20 protein-coding genes are annotated in these 21,293 nt (G+C 56.8%); 5 read left to right on the top strand and 15 right to left on the bottom strand.

All coding sequences use genetic code 11. From position 1 onward, the window contains the following. Positions 1 to 70: 70 nt before the first annotated feature. Positions 71 to 310, bottom strand: coding sequence for a DUF2798 domain-containing protein (locus J3362_RS17480; protein ID WP_041645013.1), 240 nt, complete (start codon positions 308 to 310; stop codon positions 71 to 73). 144 nt (positions 311 to 454) lie between these two features. On the opposite strand from J3362_RS17480, the gene J3362_RS17485 reads away from it, so the two are divergent. Next, complete coding sequence (locus J3362_RS17485) at positions 455 to 1,333, top strand: DUF6279 family lipoprotein (RefSeq protein ID WP_349521484.1); 879 nt, start codon at positions 455 to 457, stop codon at positions 1,331 to 1,333. A gap of 61 nt (positions 1,334 to 1,394) precedes the next feature. On the opposite strand, the gene J3362_RS17490 is transcribed toward J3362_RS17485, so the two are convergent. The 5 genes from J3362_RS17490 to J3362_RS17510 all read right to left on the bottom strand — a co-directional run bounded on the left by J3362_RS17490 (position 1,395) and on the right by J3362_RS17510 (position 6,190). After that, complete coding sequence (locus J3362_RS17490) at positions 1,395 to 2,165, bottom strand: SDR family oxidoreductase (RefSeq protein ID WP_349521485.1); 771 nt, start codon at positions 2,163 to 2,165, stop codon at positions 1,395 to 1,397. A 17-nt stretch (positions 2,166 to 2,182) separates the two neighbouring features. Next, positions 2,183 to 2,872: a histidine phosphatase family protein gene (locus J3362_RS17495; protein ID WP_349521487.1), complete on the bottom strand. Its 690-nt coding sequence runs from the start codon at positions 2,870 to 2,872 to the stop codon at positions 2,183 to 2,185. After that, positions 2,872 to 3,936, bottom strand: coding sequence for a phosphotransferase family protein (locus J3362_RS17500; RefSeq protein ID WP_008176102.1), 1,065 nt, complete (start codon positions 3,934 to 3,936; stop codon positions 2,872 to 2,874). The genes J3362_RS17495 and J3362_RS17500 overlap by 1 nt, the downstream gene beginning before the upstream one ends. 51 nt (positions 3,937 to 3,987) lie before the next feature. Next, entirely contained in the window at positions 3,988 to 4,806 is an 819-nt protein-coding gene (locus tag J3362_RS17505) for an SDR family oxidoreductase (protein WP_349521489.1), read from the bottom strand. 172 nt (positions 4,807 to 4,978) lie between these two features. Beyond that, entirely contained in the window at positions 4,979 to 6,190 is a 1,212-nt protein-coding gene (locus J3362_RS17510) for an acyl-CoA dehydrogenase family protein (RefSeq protein ID WP_349521490.1), read from the bottom strand. Positions 6,191 to 6,343: 153 nt separating this feature from the next. Here J3362_RS17510 and J3362_RS17515 point away from each other — a divergent pair, with 153 nt between their 5' ends. After that, complete coding sequence (locus J3362_RS17515; protein WP_349521492.1) at positions 6,344 to 7,237, top strand: LysR family transcriptional regulator; 894 nt, start codon at positions 6,344 to 6,346, stop codon at positions 7,235 to 7,237. A 3-nt stretch (positions 7,238 to 7,240) separates the two neighbouring features. Here the strand turns inward: J3362_RS17515 and J3362_RS17520 are convergent, their stop codons facing one another. Both J3362_RS17520 and J3362_RS17525 read right to left on the bottom strand, forming a co-directional pair. Next, on the bottom strand, positions 7,241 to 7,597 hold the full coding sequence (locus J3362_RS17520) for a hypothetical protein (protein WP_349521494.1): 357 nt from the start codon (positions 7,595 to 7,597) through the stop codon (positions 7,241 to 7,243). A 29-nt stretch (positions 7,598 to 7,626) separates the two neighbouring features. Next, on the bottom strand, positions 7,627 to 8,397 hold the full coding sequence (locus tag J3362_RS17525; RefSeq protein ID WP_349521495.1) for an EAL domain-containing protein: 771 nt from the start codon (positions 8,395 to 8,397) through the stop codon (positions 7,627 to 7,629). A gap of 192 nt (positions 8,398 to 8,589) precedes the next feature. Here J3362_RS17525 and J3362_RS17530 point away from each other — a divergent pair, with 192 nt between their 5' ends. Further along, complete coding sequence (locus tag J3362_RS17530; RefSeq protein ID WP_349521497.1) at positions 8,590 to 9,744, top strand: isocitrate/isopropylmalate dehydrogenase family protein; 1,155 nt, start codon at positions 8,590 to 8,592, stop codon at positions 9,742 to 9,744. 7 nt (positions 9,745 to 9,751) lie between these two features. Here the strand turns inward: J3362_RS17530 and J3362_RS17535 are convergent, their stop codons facing one another. Genes J3362_RS17535 through J3362_RS17545 form a run of 3 tightly spaced genes read right to left on the bottom strand, consistent with a single transcriptional unit; the run spans position 9,752 to position 11,744 of the window. Then, the gene (locus tag J3362_RS17535) at positions 9,752 to 10,324 is read right to left on the bottom strand and encodes a YceB family lipoprotein (protein ID WP_349521498.1); all 573 of its coding nucleotides are present in this window, start codon (positions 10,322 to 10,324) and stop codon (positions 9,752 to 9,754) included. Beyond that, a complete protein-coding gene (locus J3362_RS17540) occupies positions 10,317 to 10,508 on the bottom strand; it encodes a CPXCG motif-containing cysteine-rich protein (RefSeq protein WP_008176119.1) in 192 nt (63 codons plus the stop codon). Before J3362_RS17540 ends, J3362_RS17535 begins: the two co-directional genes overlap by 8 nt. Positions 10,509 to 10,517: 9 nt before the next feature. Continuing rightward, entirely contained in the window at positions 10,518 to 11,744 is a 1,227-nt protein-coding gene (locus J3362_RS17545) for a pyridoxal phosphate-dependent aminotransferase (RefSeq protein ID WP_349521499.1), read from the bottom strand. A 239-nt stretch (positions 11,745 to 11,983) separates the two neighbouring features. Between J3362_RS17545 and J3362_RS17550 the strand changes: the two genes are divergently transcribed. Continuing rightward, the gene (locus J3362_RS17550; RefSeq protein ID WP_349521501.1) at positions 11,984 to 12,967 is read left to right on the top strand and encodes a D-2-hydroxyacid dehydrogenase; all 984 of its coding nucleotides are present in this window, start codon (positions 11,984 to 11,986) and stop codon (positions 12,965 to 12,967) included. A gap of 74 nt (positions 12,968 to 13,041) precedes the next feature. Here J3362_RS17550 and J3362_RS17555 read toward each other — a convergent pair whose 3' ends face one another. The 4 genes from J3362_RS17555 to J3362_RS17570 all read right to left on the bottom strand — a co-directional run bounded on the left by J3362_RS17555 (position 13,042) and on the right by J3362_RS17570 (position 19,087). Further along, a complete protein-coding gene (locus J3362_RS17555; protein ID WP_008176124.1) occupies positions 13,042 to 13,707 on the bottom strand; it encodes a response regulator transcription factor in 666 nt (221 codons plus the stop codon). A 44-nt stretch (positions 13,708 to 13,751) separates the two neighbouring features. Further along, positions 13,752 to 15,701, bottom strand: coding sequence for an acetate--CoA ligase (acs, locus tag J3362_RS17560; RefSeq protein ID WP_349521503.1), 1,950 nt, complete (start codon positions 15,699 to 15,701; stop codon positions 13,752 to 13,754). Between the two features lie 303 nt (positions 15,702 to 16,004). After that, on the bottom strand, positions 16,005 to 17,540 hold the full coding sequence (locus J3362_RS17565) for a fatty acyl-CoA reductase (protein ID WP_349521505.1): 1,536 nt from the start codon (positions 17,538 to 17,540) through the stop codon (positions 16,005 to 16,007). A gap of 221 nt (positions 17,541 to 17,761) precedes the next feature. Beyond that, the gene (locus tag J3362_RS17570) at positions 17,762 to 19,087 is read right to left on the bottom strand and encodes a MinD/ParA family ATP-binding protein (protein ID WP_349521507.1); all 1,326 of its coding nucleotides are present in this window, start codon (positions 19,085 to 19,087) and stop codon (positions 17,762 to 17,764) included. A gap of 207 nt (positions 19,088 to 19,294) precedes the next feature. On the opposite strand from J3362_RS17570, the gene J3362_RS17575 reads away from it, so the two are divergent. Further along, a complete protein-coding gene (locus J3362_RS17575) occupies positions 19,295 to 21,280 on the top strand; it encodes an HDOD domain-containing protein (protein WP_349521509.1) in 1,986 nt (661 codons plus the stop codon). Positions 21,281 to 21,293 lie beyond the last annotated feature (13 nt).

Below are 21,293 nucleotides of genomic sequence, written 5' to 3' on the forward strand. Positions count from 1 at the left end.
AATGCATTTACGGGGAGTCAGAAAGAACGGATTTGCATCTTTTGACATTTAAGCTTACGGATGTACGCAATTAATCAAACCTGCGCATGGTGAACTCAGTCATCTTCCCGGCAAGCGGCGCGATGAAGGTCACGAGAGGAAAAGCAACGGCCCAGGCAACGAGAAAAGCCGGCCCCCACCGGTAATGGAATTCGCCGTCGATACCCGTGTTGATGAAGGTGATCACCCCGGACATCAGCAGCGACATAATTCCGGACATGTAAAAGCCAAAGATCAGCTGGCGTAGACGTGAAAGTCTCATTTTGCTCATGACTTCTCCTGAACAATGCTCCAGGGTTCCCCGGAGCAGCATCTGAAAGGCGTGATATGTCGTACACTGATATCACTCAAAAATGAAATGATAGTGAGCTTGCAATCTTTTTTCGATAAGCCTTTTTACCAAGACAGGTGCGCCATGGATACTGCCAAAGACTGGACACCCGGCTTTTTCAAACCGTTTGTTCTCATTCTGGTACTGGTCCTTGGACTGGTTGGCTGCAGCTCGACCAAGATGGCTTATCGATACGCGGACTGGGGCATCGTGTGGTGGGTAGAAGACTACGTGACACTGACGGCCGACCAGAAACAGCAGCTCAACAGCGACATTGATCAATTGCGGCAATGGCATTGCAGTGCTGAATTGCCCCGCTACCAGGCCTGGCTGGATGAACTCGAGTCTGATGTTTCCAGCAACCCACCCGACAAGGCCACCGTCGACTACCATCAACAACAGCTTTTCAGTTTCTTCCCGAGTCTTCTGGAAAAGGCAACGCCTGTCGCGGTAAACCTTCTCTCAAGCCTGAGCGATGAACAGGTGCAGGAGTTGGCGAACAACATGGCGCAAAGTCAGCGGGAAATGGAAGACGAATTCCTGGCCGACTCCCCGGAGGCGACAGCCGAAGCACGTGCAGAGAGAACCGCGGAGCGGGTTGAGCGATGGCTGGGGGACCTGAACAGCGAGCAGCGCGACATCGTGCGGCAATGGTCCGCCAATCGGGGCGAGCAGACTGAGATCTGGCTGCAGGGTCGAAGGAACTGGCAACTGGCCTTGCTGGAACTGCTGGAAAAAAGAAACGCGCCGACGTTCGAGGCGGAGCTGGAATACCTGATTCTGAATTCCGAAGAGGTGCGTGGTGAGGCCTATAAAGTCATGATGGCAGAAAGTCGGGCTGCCATGTCGTCCCTGATGCACGACCTGATTATGGCAGGTGACAGAGAAACACTGGCCCAACTCCAGGATCGGGCGGTGGAGCTGAACGATGACTTCGAGACACTGACCTGTTCGCCGGCCTGATAGGCTCGGACGTAGTGAAGGCGGGGTCGGATCAAAGCGGTCATCCGACCCCAACGATTACTCAGACTGTCAGGTAGCCACCGTCGGCATTGATGCAGGCGCCCGTGGTGTAGCTGGAAGCATCTGAAACCAGATACAGCACCGTACCCGCCATCTCGCCCGGATCGGCCACCCGCTTCATGGGGATATGGGCCATGGCCTGCTTCTTGATGGCTTCGTTGGTGGTCAGGGCGCTGGCAAACTTGGTATCGGTCAGCCCTGGCAGCAGCGCGTTCACGCGGATTTTCTGCTGACCCAGCTCCATGGCAAAGGACTTGGTCATGGAGATTACGGCGGCCTTGGTGACCGAGTAAATGCCTTGATAGTGCCCCGGATTGACGCCGTTCACGGAAGCCACGTTCACAATGGAGCCGCCACCGGCTTTCTTCATCATCTGGGCGCCGCGGGCGCACATGAAGAAATAACCACGGATGTTCACATCCACGGTCTTGTTGAACGCCCCCAGGTCTGTGTCCTCAATCGGTCCGAAGTAAGGGTTGGCAGCGGCGTTGTTCACCAGAATGTCCAGCTTGCCGTGGGTCTGCTCAATATGCCCCCAGATACTCTCAATCTGATCCATATCACCAATATGGCAGGCGTGAGCCTCAGCACTGCCGCCGGCATCCCGGATGCTGCTGGCAACCGCTTCGCAACCGTCAATCTTGCGACTACTGACAATCACGTGGGCGCCATAATCGGCCAGGGTCCGGGCAATGCTCTCGCCGATGCCGCGGCTAGCACCGGTAATCAGGGCAACCTTGCCAGTCAGATCAAACAGGTTCTTGCTGCTCATTCGTTCACCTCGATTCACTATCGGAATGTCACCAGGGCGGGATCATCCGCTTCCAGGTGGCTGTAGTTGTTAAAAACGGCCAGGGTGCGCTTCGGGCCCGAGTAAAGGACCCTTGAAACACTGGTATTGGCGATCACCTCGTTCAGACCGAGGGCTTTGACGTCGTCCAGTCCTAGCAGATGCTGGGCAATAACCGAGATCGGGCCGCCGGAGGTCGCCACCAGCACGTCGCCGCCATCGGCGTAGTCAATCATTTCCTCGAAGGCCGCCAGAACGCGGGCCTTGAAGTCTGGCCAGCTTTCCTCGTACTCGTGGTCAAACTCGCCCGAGGCCCAGCGATGCACCGCGTGAACAAAGGCCTCCTGGAACGCTTTGGCCGGTTTGGGAAACGCCTTGAGGTCCCGCGCCATCACCGCGCGGTCACTCCACTCCGGGCGGTACCGGGCCACCACAGTTGTGTGATCAAACTCGTTGAAGCCGGGAACCACCTGCATATCGGGCAGTTTGGATCCGTACCCGGTGGCGATGGCTTCAACGGTTTCCCGGTGGCGTTCCAGATCGCCTCCGAAAACCGCTGCCGGTTCCACTTTGCCCGCCAGCCAGCGGCCAAGCACCCTGCCCTGCTCCCAGCCCGTGGGAGACAGTTGATCGTAGTTTTCTTTCCCGAAACTGGCCTGGCCGTGACGAACCAGATAAATCGTCGCCATTACAGGGAGCTCTCCGCAATCAACCGCTGGCAGCGCTTCTCGAGATAATTAGCGGCATGGCCAAAGGCGGCGAAACGCTTGTCCTTGGTCTGGCCATGGTAAAAACGGTAATAGATCTGCTGGATGATCACTGCCAACCGGAACAGGCCGTAGATCTCATAGAAGTCGAAGTTGTCGACCTTGAAGCCGGACTGCTCCATGTAATATGCCACCACTTCCTTGCGGGTAAGCATGCCCGGGCGATGGGTCGGCTGGCGGCGCAGCATCTGGAAAGGGCCTTCGTCGTCCGCCTCAATCCAGTAGGCCAGGCTGTTGCCAAGATCCATCAGCGGATCACCGATGGTGGCCATCTCCCAGTCTAGTACGCCAATGACCTCGAACGGGTTGTCCGGGTTCAGCACCACGTTGTCGAAGCGGAAATCGTTGTGGATCACCACCTGGGCAATGTCGTCCGGCATCTTGTCATTGAGCCAGCTCATTACCTGCTCAAAGTCACCCACATCGTCGGTGCGGGCCTTGCGGAAACGGTCACTCCAACCGCCAATCTGGCGCTGAACGTAGCCCTCGCCCTTGCCCAGCTTGTCCAGGCCTGCTGCCTTGGCATCCACACGGTGAAGATCCACCAGTTTATCGATCACGTTCAGGCAAAGCTTGCGGGTATCGGCTTCACTGAGCTCGAAATCCTTGGGAAAGTCCTGACGCAGGATAATGCCCTTCAACCGTTCCATCACATAGAAATCGCAACCCAGCACGTCGTGATCATCGCAAATGGCAATGATGTTGGGTACGTAGGGATAAACCGGTTTGAGCGCCCGCATGACCTTCGCCTCACGCAGCATGTCGTGGGCAGACTTGGCAATCTTGCCAAACGGCGGCCGGCGCAAGACGTAGGACCGGTCGCCGTAATCCACCTGATAGGTCAGGTTTGAGGCGCCACCCGGGTATTGACGAATCTCTGGCTCGCCTTGCAGATCCGGGATCGCCTCTTTCATGAACCGGTCTACGGCGCCAGTGTCCAGTTCCTCGCCTTCCCGGATGTCCACGGCCTCGTCGATCTGGGTCATTCAGGACTCTCCTTTTGAATCTTCAGTTTAAGACAGTTAAAAACCGCGCCCTCAGGCCTTGCTGCCACCCATCTTGCTCATCCAGCGCTTGCTTTCCTGATGCATCAGCCAGTCAAAGGCCTTGGGCGCATGGCGCTTGAGCATCCACATCCGGCGCTCCTTGGCGTGGGGCAGTACCCAGAAGCTCTTGTTGCTCACCGACCGGAAAATATCCTCGGCCACATCCTCGGCGGTTACCGTGGAGCGCTTCATCAGCTTGTTCACATTCTGCTGAATGCCGGGAATATCTGAACGCATGCTGCTGGTCAGATTGGTCTGGAAAAATGCCGGGCATACACAGCTCACATGAATACCAGCATCCCGAAGCTCCTGGCTCAGGGTTTCAGACAAGGCAATCACCCCGGCCTTGGTCACATTGTAGCTATCCATCAACGGCGCCAGCATCAGCCCGGCCATGGAGGCCACATTCACGAATGCCCCGGAGCCCTGCTGCTTGAACTGCGGCGTAAACGCCTTACAGCCGCGAACCACACCCAGCACGTTGATGTCCAGGATCCACTCCCAGTCGGCCATAGTGGTGTCTTCGATGGAACCTGCTGAAGCAACGCCCGCGTTGTTCACCACCACATCGACGCCACCCCATTTCTTGACCAGGTCATCGCGGACTTTCTCGAAATCCGTCAGCCGGCGAACGTCGCACTCAACGAAATAGCCTTCCCCTCCGGCGGCATTAATCTCTTTCTCGACGCCAACCCCCTGCTCCGGGTTAATGTCGCCGATGCAAACTTTGGCGCCTTCTTTGGCATAACGCAGTGCTATGGCACGGCCAAGTCCGCTTGCGCCGCCCGTGATGAATACTCTTTGTGTCATGGTGATTCCCGTTGTATTGAATTTTTAGTCAGCCTAACTCACAGGTATACGAGAGTGGGCGGGGCTGGCCTTCTGAAACTGTGCGGAGCCATGGATGGCGTAGCCAAGCGTACATGGACGTATTCACAGCGTGTTTCAGAAGGCCAGCCCCGCCGGCTCCGCCACCGAGCTATCAGTTCTTGTACTTTCGCAATTCAAGACGGGCCACCATAGCCCGATGCACCTCATCCGGGCCATCCGCCAGGCGTAAAACACGGGCATAGGCAAACAGCTGTGTCAGCGGGAAGTCGTCATCACTGACCCCGGCACCACCGTGAATCTGAATGGCCTGATCCACAATGGTTTGCAACATGGATGGAATCACCGCCTTGATCATGGAGACCTCCTGAAGCGCCCCCATGATGCCCTTGGTATCCAGTGCCCAGGCGCATTTCAGCGTGAGCAGACGGGCCTGCTCAATAGCCATGCGGGCATTGGCAATGATATCCGGATTGCCGCCCAGCTTGGCGATCGGCCGCCCGAAGGCCTCGCGAGTCGTTGCCCGCTTGATCAGAATCTCCAGCGTGTGCTCTGCCGCACCGATCGCCCGCATACAGTGGTGCACTCGGCCCGGCCCAAGACGGCCCTGGGCAATCTCGAAGCCCCGACCCGGACCGGCAATGAATGCGCTCTTGGGCAAACGCACGTTGTCGAAAAGCACCTCGCCATGGCCATAGGGCTCATCATATTCACCGAACACCGGCAGCATACGCTCGATCTTGACGCCAGGCGTGTCCAGCGGCACCAGCACCATGGAATGTCGGCGATGTTTATGGGCATCCGGGTCGGTCAGCCCCATGAAGATCGCGACCTTGCAATCCGGATGGCCGATCCCGGTGCTCCACCACTTGCGCCCGTTCAGGACTACTTCGTCGCCCTCGACCACCGCCGTGGCTTCCATGTTGGTGGCATCGGAAGAGGCAACCGCCGGCTCGGTCATACAGAAGGCGGAGCGGATCTCGCCGCTCAGCAGCCGCGGCAACCACTCGGCTTTCTGCTCTTCAGAGCCGTAGTGGATCAATACTTCCATATTGCCGGTGTCTGGCGCGTTGCAGTTGAAAATCTCTGGGGCAATGAAGCTGCGGCCGGTTTCCTCGGCAATCAGGGCATAGTCCGAGTTCAGCAAGCCGCAGCCATATTTCTCGTCCGGGAAGAACATGTTCCAGAGACCCTGGGCCTTGGCCTTTTCCTTCAGCTCCCGGATGATTGGCAGCACAACCCAGCGGTTATCCAGTGAGGCAAGCTCCTTGTGGTACTGCTCTTCAATGGGAAAGATCTCATCCTTCATGAACTGCTTCACGCGGTTGAGATAATCCTGGCCTTTCTCGGAAATATTGAAATCCATCGCCGTATCCTCGCTGACTTTTGCACGTTGGCGTGCACGGAATAATCACGTTGAGACCAGTCTAGGGATGACTTAACTATTACGCGACTGAATTATTCTTATCGTTTATTATTAACCAAACTTATTCCAATTCTCCAGAAACGGATCCCGCTCATGGCCCTCAACCGCCTGGACCTGAACCTGTTGCACGTATTCGACACCATCTACCGGGAAGGAAGCCTGACCCGTGCGGCCAGGGCTCTGCACCTGACACAGCCTGCGGTGAGCCACTCCCTGTCCAGGCTCCGGGACCATTTTGATGACCCACTCTTTACCCGTCAGGGCAATCAGATGGTGCCAACCCCGTTGGCCCGACGGTTCCTCGAGTCCATGCGGCCGGGTCTCACCCAGATCCAGGGCGCGGTAAACCAGTTTCATGCCTTTGATCCGGCCACCCAGCGTAAAACCTATTCGCTCGGGCTACGTGACATTCTGGAATCCACCTTCCTGCCCCACCTGATGGCGCGCCTGGACGCCTATCCAGAACTGGAAATTGTCAGCCAGCGGATCGCGAGGCGCGACATGGAGACGCAACTGGCGGCCGGGAAACTGGACTTTGCCGTGGATGTGCTGTTGCCCGTGAGTAACCAGACGTCCCACGAACTCCTGAGGCGCGACCGTCTGGTGGTTCTGGCCCGAGAGGGGCACCCGCTGGCAACAGAGTCGCTGGATATGGAAGGGTACCTGTCCGCAAAACACGTGCTGGTATCCTCACGAGCCGAAGGACCCGGGATCGAGGACTTTGAGCTATCGCGGCTGGGGGTACAACGGAGTATCCGCTTGAGGTGCCAGCATTACTATGCTGCCTGCAGAGTGGTGGAAGATACCGACCTGCTGCTGACCATGCCGGAAGCGTACGCCAGGATTATCGCCGAGCGGGCAAACATCCGGATTATGGATCCGCCGGCGAACCTGCCGTCTATCGACGTGCACCTGTATTGGCACAAGGCTTACGAACGGGAGCCGGCGCTGATCTGGTTCCGGGAGCAGTTAAAGGCAATCAGTTAAGCCTCAGTAGGCGCCGACCACCATCAGGAAACCGAAAAAGCCGATAGCCGTAATCCCCAGGGAGGCCACTACGATGCCAAGCCCCCACCAAACGGCCGCGCCATCGGATATCTCCACATCGTGCCCCCTCAGGGTTCGGTAGAAAGCCCAGGGGCCCAGGACAAATGCACCGACCACCGCAAAGACCAGTCCGACGCTGATTCCGGCAAAAGTCCAGGTAGCCAGAACCATGGCCCGGTCTTTGACCTGGTCGGTGACACCGTGGTGCTCGAGAAATTTCTTGCAGAAAAACCAGATCAGGGCGAACAGGATGATGACAAAAACCAGTCCGCCGACAATGGTGATCATTCGGTATAGCAAGGTGTCGTTCCTGTCAGTTCAAAGGCAGTTTATGCCGGAAACTCGGGCTCCGGGAGGCACTCGAACCCTGGCTTGGCAAACAGGTAGCCCTGGTAAAGACTGATACCCTGGGACCGCAACCAGAAATATTCTTCCCGGGTTTCAATACCCTCGGCAATAATCTTACCGCCGAGCTGTTTCATCATCGTGATAATTCCCGCCACCACTGCCTGCTTGTTTGGTTCCTCGTGAATGTTACGAACCAGAGCCATATCCAGTTTAAGGAGGTTGGGTGGGCTGGCCATCATAATGTTGTAGCGGGAAAATCCGGCACCAAAATCATCAATAGCGGTGCTGAATCCCATTTCCTGATACGCCTCAGTAATCGATACCAGATGGTCCACTGAAGTTGAGGTCAGTTGCTCGTCCTCAGTCAGCTCAAAGATGATCTTGCGGGTATCAAAATTATAGGTCTTGGCTGCAGCGAGAGTGGTACGAATACAGTACTCGGCCCGATAGACCGCGTTGGGCATGAAATTAATGCTCAGCATTGTGTCCATTTTGAGTTTTGCAGCAAGCTTGACGGCTTTTACGCGACAGACCTGATCGAAAGCATACCGGTTCTGCTCATTCACCCTGGAGAGAACACTCATGGCACCCTCACCTTCGGTGCCCCGCACAAGGGCCTCATAGGCGTAAACAGACTTGTTCAGAACATCGACAATCGGTTGGAATGCGAAGGTAAAGGAAAAATCCAACCCCGCTCCGCAGGCACATTGCTCACAATGGGACTCATCAAACAGTACGGCGGGTTGGTTCACTTCAACTCCTGACTTCATTTCTGGCGGTTTTCTGTGTCAATAAGACGTATTTACAAGCCACTATAGCCTTGAACCAAATCCTCGTAAAACAACTTTCCGGTTAAAGCCTGTTAAACGGTGGCATCCCCTGTTCACCTGACTAAACTGGGGTTTGTCAATTATACGTGTCTGCCCTCAAAAGGAGTTCCCCGAATGGCCAAATCTACCCGTATCGCAGTAACCCCAGGCGATGGCATAGGCCCCGAAGTGGTGGCCGAGGCTGTGCGGTGTCTGGAGACCCTGCGCGCCAAGCACGGCCTGGACCTTGAGTGGACAAGATTCCCCTGGCCCTCCCATGCCTGGCATGAGGAGCACGGAGAATCCATGCCGGCTGATGCCCTGGAGCAGTTGCAGAAGTACGATGCCATTCTGTTGGGCGCCCTCGGTGACCCGGGCCCCATGGACGATCCGGATCGCTACCTGTTACCGGACAGCATCTCCCTCGCGCCACTGCTGGACATGCGAAAAGGCTTCGACCAATGGGTTTGCGAGCGCCCGGCACGACTTCTGCCGGGGGCCCGCCAATACCTGGCAGATGAGCGCGCCAAAGACATTGACATGCTGGTGATTCGGGAAAACTCCGAGGGTGAGTACGTCAGTCAGGGCGGTCGCTTGCGCAAGGGTACGCCAGACGAAGTAGCAACCCAGATGGAGGTTTTCACACGCAAGGCAACAGACCGGATCATCCGTTACGGCTTTGAACAGGCCCGCAACCGCGCAGCAGATCGGGTAAAAGAGGGCCGGACACGGACATTCCGAACACTGGATGGCCGAAGTTGCGAAAGCCAGGTCTGCCTGGTGACCAAACGCAATGCCTTGCGTTACTGGGGCGATATGTACACCGAGGCCTTTGACCAAATCAGCAAAGAGTACCCGGATGTCGCCACACACCATGAGCTGGTAGACGCAGCGTGCATGAAATTCGTGCAGAGTCCGTGGGCATTTGATGTGGTAGTGGCCAGCAATCTGCAGGGTGACATCCTGACGGACCTGGCTGCGGTTCTGTCAGGAGGCATGGGGGTAGCGCCCTCCTGCAACCTGAACCCGACGGATCCGGATATGCCGTCTATGTTCGAACCCACCCATGGCAGCGCGCCGGACATTGCCGGCCAGGGCCTGGCTGACCCCACCGCCATGCTCTTTACCGCCGCTCGCATGCTCGAGTGGCTGGGCCGCAAGGACCCTGCCATTGCCGCAGCTGGCAAGGAGCTGTTCGATGCAGTAGCCGCAGACCTTGCCGAAAACTCAGGCAGCCGACGAGGCACCCACGAAATCGGCTCTGCGATCTGCGAACGGCTGTCTCAATAGATCAGGGTTATTGGTCGGCCATGACAAATTCGAGCCGGCCAGGCGCCACCCGCACATCTACAGGCATCATACCGAACATACGCTGGGCGAAGTCGGTTTCGTCCAGCCGGTAAACCGGCATGGTCTCCAGCATCTGGGCAACCAGCCGCATGACCGTATCGGTTACAGGCTTCAGATCCCCTTTGAAAAACGGAGAGTCAATACTGCTTTCAAGAAGCTGCAACCGCCGTATGAAGATGGCTTTCTCGGTGCTGTCGTAAACCGGCGCCCCTTCGACTTTCAACGCAATATCTACGGGCAGCTTTGCCATCAGCGCATTCAGCGCCACCTGACCCCGCACATCAATCACTGCCACATCGCGACCATCGGGCCCAAGGGTAATGTCGGCGTCATCAAGACTCAGGCTCAACGGCGATCTACTATTCAGCTGATTGCGATCGAACTCGCGAACCACATCCTGAAGGTGCCGTTCCAGCTCGCCTTCGGAGATGGAATAGGGCGACAGACTGGCACAACCACTGGCAAGCACCAGCAGCAGGGCGAGAAGCGCCCGGAGGGCGTAAATTGGCGTTCTATTCATTTTCGGCCCTGGCCTCGACATGAGGCGTAAGAGTGTCGTCAAAAACCACGTGTATCAAGATGGGCCTGCAGCAGACCTGGCAATCCTCGACATACTCCTGTTCCGGTACCGACGGGTCAACGCTGACATCCAGCGTTTCCCAGCAGTACGGGCACTGAATCAGTACCGAATCCAGGGCGGACATGGCATCACCTCAGAACTGTTGCTTGGCCATCCAGGGGATGACGCGATCGAACGCCTCTTCCAGCTTCTCGCAGGTAGTGGAGAAACTGATCCGGACGGCGTTGGTGCACCCCTCGCCAAAGGCGTCACCGGGCACCATGCAGACGCCGGTTTCCTTCAGCATTCGCAGAGCCAGATCCGAGCCATCGACGTGAGGTGGAAGGTCCGGGAAAGCAAAGAAGGCACCGCCAGGCTTGTAGCCGGTCATGTAGGGGGTCTGATCGACCAGCTCGACCACCTTGTCCCGGCGCTCACGGTAGATATCTACCATATCGCGAACGCACTGCTGGTCACCGGTCAGTGCTGCGACGCCGGCAAACTGGGACGGCGTGTTAGCCACGGAGGTGGTGAACATGTGGAAGCGACGCAGAGATTTGATGGCCGCCTGACTGGCAATCACCCAGCCAACCCGCAGACCCGCCATGCTGTAGGTTTTTGAAAAACTGCTGATGCACATGATGTTGTCCAGATCCATCGAGCAGTTCAGCACGCTGGCGAAGTCTTCGTCATCAAAGATCAGGTGGTCGTAGACTTCATCGGCATACACCTGAATTCCCCGATAGGCACATTCCTCCAGGATGGTCTCCACGGTGTTACGCGGGTAAACCGCACCGGTCGGGTTGTTGGGATTGTTCAGGATCAGCGCATAAGTCCTGGGCCCCATGGCCTTGATGACCTCATCCGGATCCAGCTGGTGGTTATTCTCTGCCCGGGTCTGCACGAACTTTACTTCACCACCGTTCATACGAATCAGGGGCGCATAAAGCAAAAACGACGGGTCCGTCACGATAAACTGCCGCCCGGGCGCAGAGGTGGCGGAAATAGCCAGGTACATGGCCTCTGTGGCGCCGCTGGTAATAAGGATATTGTCCCGGGTCAGTTTTCGGTTGTAGCGCTTGCCGTAGTAGTCTCGCAGGGCTACCAGCAATTCAGGCAGGCCGGCATCCATGGTATAGCCGGTCTGCCCCGCGTTGAGCGCATCGATGTAGGCATCGATGACGTGCTTCGGCGTCGGCAGGTCCGGCTGACCGATGGAAAGATGAATAACATCCTTCATGGTGGCCGCCATATTCACCATGCGACGAATACCCGGTACCGGGATCGCCTGCATGGCAGGGTTCCAACTGGCCTTGGTTTTCCGGTACTTCACTCTATGCGGTTTTTCCTGACCAGTTTCTTTGTTGGCGGCTTCTGCCATAAACACCTCCTGCGAACGGGGCAAATAAGATCTACCCCTGCAGGTTAGTCAGTATGGATGGCCTCTACAAGACAAAAAATCATATAGATGATGTACGTGAAAGTACCGCCATCAACGCTGTGAGTGGAAATTCCGGTGCCCCGCAAGTTGACCCGACAGAGCCTGCCGACCAGACTGTTATTACCCCTCGGGGCAACGACCAGTTCAACGAAGTCATTCATCAAAAAGGCGGAGGCTCAATGACTCAGCACAGCAAACCTGTTGTTACCGTTCTCACCGCGCCGGGAGAGCAGGAACCGCCGGGAATGGACGCAGTCAGGGCCCGCGCCGATGTGCGCTTTGCCTGTGACGAGCCAACCCTCCGCGATACCCTGCCGGGCACCGATATCATGATGGTGACGGACTTTCGCACAGAGGCCCTCGCGGCCGCCTGGCACACCGCAGACAAGCTGAAATGGATCCACGCCACCAGTGCCGGCGTCGACGCCCTGATGTTCCCGGATCTGATCAGGGATGATGTGACCGTTACCAACGCCCGCGGCATTTTCGACCGTACCATTGCCGAATACGTGCTGTGCACCATCCTCATGTTCGCCAAGGATTTCCCGAATTCCATCCGGCTGCAGATGAAGCACCAGTGGAAGCATCGGGATACGGAGCGGGCAGAGGGCAAGCAGGTTCTGGTTGTCGGCGCAGGTTCTATCGGCCGGCAGATCGGCCGCCTGGTCGGCGCCGCCGGTTTAAAAGCACATGGCATCGCCCGCAAGCCCAGGAAGGAAGACCCGGATTTTGTGGCGGTGCACGGCAATGACGATCTTTACGAGCAGCTTGGGCATGCGGACTTTGTGGTGATTGCGGCGCCACTGACACCCCAGACCGAAGGCCTGTTTGACGAAAAAGCCTTTAAGGCCATGAAAAAGTCCGCCCGCCTGATCAATATTGGCCGCGGCCCAATCGTCAAAACCGCTGATCTGATCGCGGCCCTCGAAAATGGTGAGATTGCCGGCGCTGGTCTGGATGTCTTCGAAGAGGAGCCGCTGGCAGAGGATCACCCGCTCTGGGACATGGAAAACGTGACCATGACCGCCCACATGGCGGGGGATTTCATAGGCTGGAAGCGGGCACTAACGGACCAGTTCCTGGACAACTTCGACCGCTGGCACAAGGGTGACGAGCTTTTCAATTTGGTCGACAAGGAATTGGGGTACGCGGGCAGCAAATAACCGTATCTATCACTCATCCAAAAACAAAACGGGAGCCGAAAGGCTCCCGTTTTATGTTTGAACCATAAAATCAATCAGCTACCAGACAAGGACTGATCCGACGGATCAATCTCCATCTGCTGGATGGCAATCACAGCTTGGGTCCGGTTACGCACGCCAAGCTTTCGGAAAACCGCCGTGATATGGGCCTTGATGGTGGCCTCCGACACATCCAGATCATAGGCGATCTGTTTGTTCAGAAGTCCCTCGGCCAGCATACCCAGCACCCGGAACTGTTGAGGCGTCAGCGATGCCAGCTTCTCGGAAAAGTCGGTGGCATCTGAATGCATTCGCTCGATCTTGTCGGCCACTCCCTGCGGCAACCAGACGTCACCTTCCAGGACCGCCTGAATCGCCTCGGTAATGGTAGGCAGCGGCGCCGATTTCGGTATGAAACCGGAGGCGCCGTAGTCAATCGAACGACGCATTACCTGCAATTCCTCGGATCCTGACACAACCACCACCGGCAGCCCCGGGTACTGGCCTCGCATAAAGACGAGCCCCGAGAAGCCGTGGGCACCAGGCATATTGAGATCCAGCAGAACCAGATCCGCATCCGGGTGCGACTCTACCGCCGCCTGCAGTGCCTTGATGCTGTCGACTTCCACCGTCTCGGCATCGGGCACCGCCTGACTGACCGCCTGCTTCAATGCTGCGCGAAACAGCGGGTGATCATCAGCGACGATAATTGTTTGTGCCATTCAACAGATTCCTTACAGGTACATGGCCTGGTAACACACAGGCGTTACTGGTTCGCACGACCGGTGATCAGGTCATCAACTACACCCGGATCTGCCAGCGTAGAGGTATCACCCAACTGGTCGTGCTCGTTAGCGGCAATCTTACGCAAAATACGCCGCATAATCTTGCCAGAACGCGTTTTAGGCAGTCCAGGCGCCCATTGGATCACATCTGGAGAGGCGATGGGGCCAATCTCCTTGCGCACCCACTGGACCAGCTCTTTCTTCAACTCGTCAGAAGGTTCCTCGCCATGCACCAGCGTTACGTAGACATAAATGCCCTGCCCCTTGATGTCATGCGGATAGCCAACAACCGCAGCTTCTGCGACCTTCTCATGAGAGACCAGAGCGCTTTCGACTTCGGCGGTACCCAGGCGGTGGCCTGACACGTTCAGAACGTCGTCGACACGACCTGTGATCCAGTAGTACCCGTCTTCATCGCGACGGGCGCCGTCGCCGGTAAAGTACATGCCTTTGTAGGTACTGAAGTAGGTCTGTGCAAAGCGCTCGTGATCACCAAAGATCGTCCGCATCTGGCCGGGCCAGCTGTCCAGGATAACCAGGTTACCCTCGGTCTTGCCCTCGAGGATGTTGCCATCGTTATCCACCAGCGCTGGCTGAACGCCGAAGAACGGAACGGTGGCTGAACCCGGCTTCAGATCAATGGCGCCAGGCAGCGGAGAAATCAGGATGCCCCCGGTCTCGGTCTGCCACCAGGTGTCAACAATCGGGCACTTGCTGTTACCGATGACACGGTGGTACCACTCCCAGGCTTCCGGGTTGATCGGTTCGCCCACGGAACCCAGCAATTTCAGGCTTTCGCGGGTGGTGCCGTTCATGCAGGACTCGCCTTCCGCCATCAGGGCCCGAATCGCAGTCGGGGCGGTGTAAAGGATGTTGACCTTGTGCTTGTCGACAACCTGCCCCATGCGAGAGCTGTCCGGGTAGTTGGGCACGCCCTCGAACAGAACCGTAACGGCACCATTGGCCAGCGGGCCATACAGGATGTAGCTATGGCCGGTGACCCAGCCGAAATCGGCAGTACACCAGTAGACATCGCCATCGTGGTAATCGAAGACGTACTCGTGGGTCATGGATGTGTAGACCATGTAGCCGCCGGTTGTATGCAGCACACCCTTGGGCGCGCCGGTGGAGCCTGAGGTGTACAGCATGAACAGCGGATCTTCAGCGTTCATGGGCTCTGGCGGGCAATCGGCAGAGGCAGACTTCATCAGGTCTTCATAACGCTCGTCGCGGGCGTCATTCCAGGGTACTTCGGAATTGCCGGTCCGGGTAACAACCACCACCTTCTCGACATTTGCGGTATCTTCATTCTTCAGGGCCGCGTCCACGTTCTTCTTAAGCGGAATCTTGCGGCCGCCACGAACGCCTTCATCAGCGGTGACTACGAAGCGGGATTTGCCGTTCACGATCCGCGCGCCAAGCGCTTCCGGAGAAAAACCGCCGAACACCACGGAGTGGATCGCGCCGATACGTGCGCAGGCCAGCATGGCGACGGCTGTCTCAACAATCATCGGCATGTAGATCGTTACAACATCCCCCTTCTTAACGCCCAGACCTTTCAGGACGTTGGCGAACTTACTGGTTTCCTCGTGCAGTTCGCGATAAGTGACATTGCGGGAATCGGCAGGATCATCGCCTTCAAAAATGATGGCTGTCTGGTCGCCACGCTTATCCAGATGACGGTCGAGGCAGTTGGCAGAGGCGTTCAGCTGTCCATCTTCGAACCACTTGATGGACAGGTTGTTGTAATCGTAGCTCGTGTTTTTGACCTTGGTGTAAGGTTTGATCCACTCAAGGCGCTTGCCGTGCTCACCCCAGAAAGTATCCGGGTCTTCAACTGACTGACGATACATTTTTTCATACTGTTCCCGGTTCAGAAGGGCCTGCTTGGCCACCTCCGGGCTTACCGGATATACCTGTTTACCAGTCATTGTGCTCCCCCTTTAGTCAGAGTCTGTTGTCATTGTCGGTTTTTGGAATTCAGACGTTGAGGCCTCTCCGGCCCAGTAGACGGATAGTGGTAGTTCACCATGCTAGCCACCACACAATGAATTAGACTAACGTCCTAATCCGCCTGAACTTTTAGCCAAAAAAGGTCGGTAACCTGCAAGAAAACAACGGTAAATTGCACCGAACGAGAAGCTTTCTTAAGGATAGTTCGGTTGGAGCCGATGGCAAACCGGGAAGAGGGACGGCCGGGCAAAAAGCCCGGTCTTCGCGACCGGGCTCTGGATTCATGCCGCCTTTTTACGAGCCTTGGCTGAGCGCAGGCTGTACACCTTGCGCTCCTTGAGGGCGTAGCGGTTGAGTCCTGCCAGGTGGATCTTGCGCAGATAAACAGACCAGTCAATCTGGCGTGCGTCTACCGGAAACAGCACCTTGTCCAGTTCGCCCATTCTAGAGGCCAGGGCCAATAGGTCGTCGTTCCGGAAGATGTAGTCCGGCGCGGTGTAGAAACCGAAAATGGTGGCCAGAGAGCGGGTCGTGTCCAGATTCCGGAGCACTTTCAACTCGCGATTCTGGCCCAGCATGCGCAAAACCTTCCCGGTAATACTCAGTGGAATGCGCACCCCGCCCACAACGGCATCGAACAGCCGGCGGTTGACTGCAATGAAGGGTTTGGTCGGCTGCCGGTAGAAAAGCTGATCGTATTCGGCGAAGTTGGCTTTGGATTCCGCCATAAGATGGTCAATAAACTGCCCGAGGGAAACCGGGTTGGAGCTGCCACTGCAACACTGGTAAATCCGGTGACGCGGCGAATCAGCAACGACTTCGGCCGCCGCCAGGATGATGGCATTGGCCACCAGATCCACGGGAATAACATCAATGACGCCAGCGCGTTTGCCAGGGAAGAGCGTAACCTTTTCGCGGGCATAAGCGAGGATAATGGCATCAGCCACCTTCACACCTTCGATCCAGCCTGGCGCGGGTTCCTCCAGTGCACTTTCAATAATGGATGGGCGCACAATGGTCAGTGCCCGCCCGGACAGGGCCTTGAGCAGGAGTTGCTCACCCAGCCACTTGGTAAAGGTATAGGTATCGCTCCAACCGTAATGGTTGGCTTCACGGATACCAAGGTCCACCAGTTTCTTTTCCAGTGCCTTGCCGGAGTAGCGGGAACGCACGTCCGCTATCTTGTCTTCCAGCAGCCGGACAAGTTCCTCGATCTCATAGTAGCCTTCCGTGCTCCGGGGAATGGATTCACCTGCCGGCTTGATCACGGTCTCCGTGATCTGTCCGGAATTCATACCGTTTACATAACAGGTCGAGACCTGAAGCACCGCCAGCGACTTGTTCTGTCGGGCAAGCTCGGCGACGTTATCGAGGCAACGGGTATTGATGGCAAGCGCTTTATCGAGCTCTTCCCGGAAGTTCACACTGGCGGCGGAGTTGACAACCACATCGATGCCTCCGGCCAGTTTGCGGAAACGGTCAGCGGCCAGACCAAACAAAGGCTCGGTCACTTCCCCGGTTACGCAATGCACACGCTCTTCAATGAAGGTTTCGAAAGCCTCGTTGTCGTCCTGACGCAGACGATCGAAGACTGACGACGTGGCGATCTCCTCAAAAAAACGATCTCGCGCATCGGGATGGCGTTTGTTTCCACGGATCAGCAGATGAATGCCGCCAATGTCCGGGACGGCGCGAATGAGCTTTTCCAGAACCACCTTGCCGAGAAAGCCGGTGGTGCCGGTGATCAGAACCTGCTTGCCCCGGAGTCGCTCAAGTACTTTTGATGACGCCTCGGGATTCAGCTGCTGTGTTGCCATGGAGAACTCCTTCTCATTTCAATTCGTTGTCGGCGAACACCTGCCAACAAAAGGTAAGTTTGCGAATCAGCTTCAAAACAACCTGTGCATATTGCGGGCCACGATTCAGATTTATGCTCAATCCTTGCACAACTTTGGTGACAGAGCGGTGACACACAGCAAACTTACGCTACAAAAAGTGTAAAAAAAATGACGGAAAAAAAGGTGGGTATTTCTGCTTATCAGGAGCCGCCCTGATCATTGCCCGAAAGAGATCGCAGAAGCTGATCCAGCGAGATATCTGCAGGCTGCTCCTTCAGTACGCGCACCAGACGATCCTGCTCACCAAAGCTGATGCGATCGTAAAACGGCTCGCGGAGCACGGATTGGGTCGGCTCGGAGGGCTTCGCTTTGCGTTCGAGGGGTGAAATCTGGTCCGCCAGCTCGCGAAGATGAATGGCCAGATGATTCTTTCGCTCGGGGCTGAGACTCTCCCACTGGAACGACCCGAGACCGGTCTGCACAATCTCGATGGCATCACTGTCCAACGTGCTCCCCAGCAGTGCAAAAAGACGGGTAAATGCTTCATAACGCAGCATCGGATCGATCGGACCTGCATTGAAAACGGACTCAATCTCACCCACGGCCTGCAGGCACCGATCTTTCAGGGTCTGAGCCTCACTTTCGGTTCCGGGCCCCGGCTTGTTCACTGTTTTGAGCGGGTTCTCGGATCCTCTTTTGGACACCTTGTGCCAGTAGGCTGCAATGCCAGCCTTTCGTCTCGGCAACTGGGACAGCCGCACATCAAGCATATCCGCGAGGGTATGAAACTGGCGGCACGAAGGGTCTGAAACAGGCAGAAGCGCGACCGGCTTCTGGTTGAGAACCGACTGGCGAAGGGTCTCGTCACGCCAGATCCCGCCCATGTAGTGGAGCGAGATTCCCAGGTGGCGCTGGGCAGCGGCGTCCAGGCGCTGGAACACGGACCGTGCCTGACTGGCGCCCTGGGCCATATTCACCAGAATGCTCGGAATCCGGTTATACCCCCTGCGCCGGAGAACCTTGATCAGTGAGAAGGCGTCGGTCAGGGACGCGGGGTCCGGGGTCACCACCATGCAGGCCAGCTCTGTCGCGGCAATCATATGCAGCCCGGCGGCCTGCAGACCGGCAGCGGTGTCGGTAATGACGTAATCGTAGCGGTTTTCCAGGTTATACAGTGCCCGCAGTATGCGAAGGCTCTCCGTTGGCCCCATATCCATGCATTCCTGCACACCGGATGCCCCCGGAACAATGTTCAGGCCGTAGTCGGTCTCAAGGATGATGTCCTCCAGACGACACTCTCCGGCCATCACATTGGCGAGGGTTTTTCTCGGATAAAGCCCAACCATGATGCTGACGTTGGCCAGGTCCGTGTCGCCATCCAGCAACAGAACTCGGTTATCCTGCCTTGCGAGGGTAAGCGCGAGATTCAGGGCGACCGAGGTCTTGCCCACCCCGCCCTTACCACCCGTAATGGCAATGGTGCGAGGTTGGTTCGGATTGTGCTTGACAGGTTCTCTGGCGTTCATCACCGGTAATCTAGGTCCCTGATTTTTCGGTTTTCTGTATTTTAACCTGTAAAAATTCTACACATATCACGAATCAGATAATATATTGCTTAAAAAAAGAGCAATAAGTATTTAATAACGACGGATTATTGTCTAAGCTCTTTTCGGACAATAAGAATGAACGCTCCGTCAGTTAATGACTTGTTTCGCCGCACGGCAGGTAAGCCTATGCACATTGCGCCTGATTTACAGCTACCGAGTCTCCCGGAAGTCACCTTGCGGGCGCTCGATGCTTGTCATCAGGACGAGAGCTACCGACAAATCAGCGAAATTGTCTCTGCCGATACCGCGTTGGTAGCTCGTATACTGGCACTGGCCAATTCCGCACTTTACGGCCCTTCTACTCCGATCCGCTCCGTCGACCAGGCCCTCCTGAGACTCGGCACCCGACGTTTTCACACCCTGGTGCTGACCGCAGCCCTGCGCCAACTGCTGTTCGAACTGGGCGGTGAGGAATGGCAACAACTCAGAGATTTCTGGCGACATTCCCTGACCACCGCGTTGACCGCCCGGGCCCTGGCAACGCTGACCCGTTACCCGGAGCCTGACGAAGCCTTCATGCTGGGCATGCTTCACAACATCGGCGAGCTGATCGCTATTAAAACGCCAGCCACCGAAGCGAAGCAACACTATCTTGATCATCAGTCCGACATCGCCGCCGAACTCGTGGCCTCCTGGGGCCTCGGACCGATGGCAGCCGATGCCATGCGCTATCAGCAGGCACTGCCCTCGGAGCTACGGGATGCCGGACATCTGGTAAAGCTGATCAGCCTGGCCACCCGGCTTGCTCTATCCGATGCCGCCGGCATTGCAGCGGCAGGCACGGTATTCGGGCTGAACGAGGAGCTCACCCGGGAGATAAATCGCCGCATAACCCACGAAGTCTCGGGTATGGCTGCATCGTTGGGGATTCCGCTGGATGAGGATTACTGCGGCGAGAGCGCTTCGCGACAGCTGAAACAGACTATTCTGCGCCAGGCCATGGCAAACCAGGCGATCAACCTCGCCGATCTGACCGGAGAAACAGAAGACATTCTCGCCGAGACGGTCAACAGTCTCACGCTGATCACCGGCCTGCCGGCGCTGTGCTTTGGGCACGCCGGCGAAAACCTTGTGCTCCTGTCCGGGACCATTGGCGACATCCCCGACCTTGCGGTAACCGCCAAGCCAGGCGGCAGCGTTCTTACGGAAGCCTTCATTTCTGGCCTGCCAGTCAGCCTGGGTGATCGATCCCCGACAGTACTCGACCGACAGTTGCTGTCACTGCTCCATACGCCATCCATACTCGCAGTACCGGTTAACAGTGGCGGCAGCTGCCCTGGCGTCTTCGCTCTGGGCACAGACAACGAGCATCTGCCGACAACCCTGGAACTGGCTGATATCTTCACGGCTCAGTTGGCTTCGGTATTGGCAGACCGGGCGCCGGGCCAAACCAACGCCGAAGCTGGTACAGAGGGGCTGGATCAGGAAATCGCCCGCGACCGGCTGCGCAAACAGGTTCACGAAGTCAGCAACCCGCTGACCATTATCCGACAGTATATTTACCAGCTGCGAGGCAGGCTTGAAGATGCCGGTGTCCAGCAGGAGCTGGACGTGATCCGGGATGAGCTGGATCGGGCCGGCAACCTTTTACTGCAAATGAGCCATACTGACACCGTGGATCAGGGCGATGACGGAGTTGAGCTCAACGCCGAACTGGAAAGTCTGGCTCGTATCCTTGAAGATAGTCTGTTCAGCTCCGATAGCCGCAGCCTCCGGCTATCGCTTTGCAGCGAGCAAACGCGGGTTGAGGCTGGCCCCACGAGGATTCGCCAGATTGTGATCAATCTGGTTCGAAACGCGGCAGAGAGCCTCGCGGATGAGGGCGGCACGGTTGAAATACGGACGTCTTCCCCGGTTTGGCAGAATCATCGCACCTGGGTTGAACTGGAAATTTCGGACACAGGTAGAGGAATACCCGGTGAAGTCAGGGACGCCCTGTTTTCACCGGTGAAAACCACAAAGGGAGAGGGCCACAGCGGTTTGGGCCTGAGCATTGTGAAACAGCTCGTTGATGACATGGAGGGCATCATTGCTTGTCGCACGGGGCAGAAAGGAACCACCTTCAGGGTTCTGCTTCCAGCGGCCAGCCACAAAAAGAATGAGACCGACTGACGCAGAAACAACG

The organism is Marinobacter sp. NFXS11 (genome assembly GCF_040148675.1).
Classification (GTDB): domain Bacteria; phylum Pseudomonadota; class Gammaproteobacteria; order Pseudomonadales; family Oleiphilaceae; genus Marinobacter.

What these genes read in the sequence shown, in the direction of transcription:
- J3362_RS17480 (WP_041645013.1), bottom strand. Translation starts at nt 310, where the DNA reads ATGAGCAAAATGAGACTTTCACGTCTACGCCAGCTGATCTTTGGCTTT.
- J3362_RS17485 (WP_349521484.1), top strand. Translation starts at nt 455, where the DNA reads ATGGATACTGCCAAAGACTGGACACCCGGCTTTTTCAAACCGTTTGTT.
- J3362_RS17490 (WP_349521485.1), bottom strand. Translation starts at nt 2,165, where the DNA reads ATGAGCAGCAAGAACCTGTTTGATCTGACTGGCAAGGTTGCCCTGATT.
- J3362_RS17495 (WP_349521487.1), bottom strand. Translation starts at nt 2,872, where the DNA reads ATGGCGACGATTTATCTGGTTCGTCACGGCCAGGCCAGTTTCGGGAAA.
- J3362_RS17500 (WP_008176102.1), bottom strand. Translation starts at nt 3,936, where the DNA reads ATGACCCAGATCGACGAGGCCGTGGACATCCGGGAAGGCGAGGAACTG.
- J3362_RS17505 (WP_349521489.1), bottom strand. Translation starts at nt 4,806, where the DNA reads ATGACACAAAGAGTATTCATCACGGGCGGCGCAAGCGGACTTGGCCGT.
- J3362_RS17510 (WP_349521490.1), bottom strand. Translation starts at nt 6,190, where the DNA reads ATGGATTTCAATATTTCCGAGAAAGGCCAGGATTATCTCAACCGCGTG.
- J3362_RS17515 (WP_349521492.1), top strand. Translation starts at nt 6,344, where the DNA reads ATGGCCCTCAACCGCCTGGACCTGAACCTGTTGCACGTATTCGACACC.
- J3362_RS17530 (WP_349521497.1), top strand. Translation starts at nt 8,590, where the DNA reads ATGGCCAAATCTACCCGTATCGCAGTAACCCCAGGCGATGGCATAGGC.
- J3362_RS17535 (WP_349521498.1), bottom strand. Translation starts at nt 10,324, where the DNA reads ATGAATAGAACGCCAATTTACGCCCTCCGGGCGCTTCTCGCCCTGCTG.
- J3362_RS17540 (WP_008176119.1), bottom strand. Translation starts at nt 10,508, where the DNA reads ATGTCCGCCCTGGATTCGGTACTGATTCAGTGCCCGTACTGCTGGGAA.
- J3362_RS17545 (WP_349521499.1), bottom strand. Translation starts at nt 11,744, where the DNA reads ATGGCAGAAGCCGCCAACAAAGAAACTGGTCAGGAAAAACCGCATAGA.
- J3362_RS17550 (WP_349521501.1), top strand. Translation starts at nt 11,984, where the DNA reads ATGACTCAGCACAGCAAACCTGTTGTTACCGTTCTCACCGCGCCGGGA.
- J3362_RS17555 (WP_008176124.1), bottom strand. Translation starts at nt 13,707, where the DNA reads ATGGCACAAACAATTATCGTCGCTGATGATCACCCGCTGTTTCGCGCA.
- acs (WP_349521503.1), bottom strand. Translation starts at nt 15,701, where the DNA reads ATGACTGGTAAACAGGTATATCCGGTAAGCCCGGAGGTGGCCAAGCAG.
- J3362_RS17565 (WP_349521505.1), bottom strand. Translation starts at nt 17,540, where the DNA reads ATGGCAACACAGCAGCTGAATCCCGAGGCGTCATCAAAAGTACTTGAG.
- J3362_RS17570 (WP_349521507.1), bottom strand. Translation starts at nt 19,087, where the DNA reads ATGAACGCCAGAGAACCTGTCAAGCACAATCCGAACCAACCTCGCACC.
- J3362_RS17575 (WP_349521509.1), top strand. Translation starts at nt 19,295, where the DNA reads ATGCACATTGCGCCTGATTTACAGCTACCGAGTCTCCCGGAAGTCACC.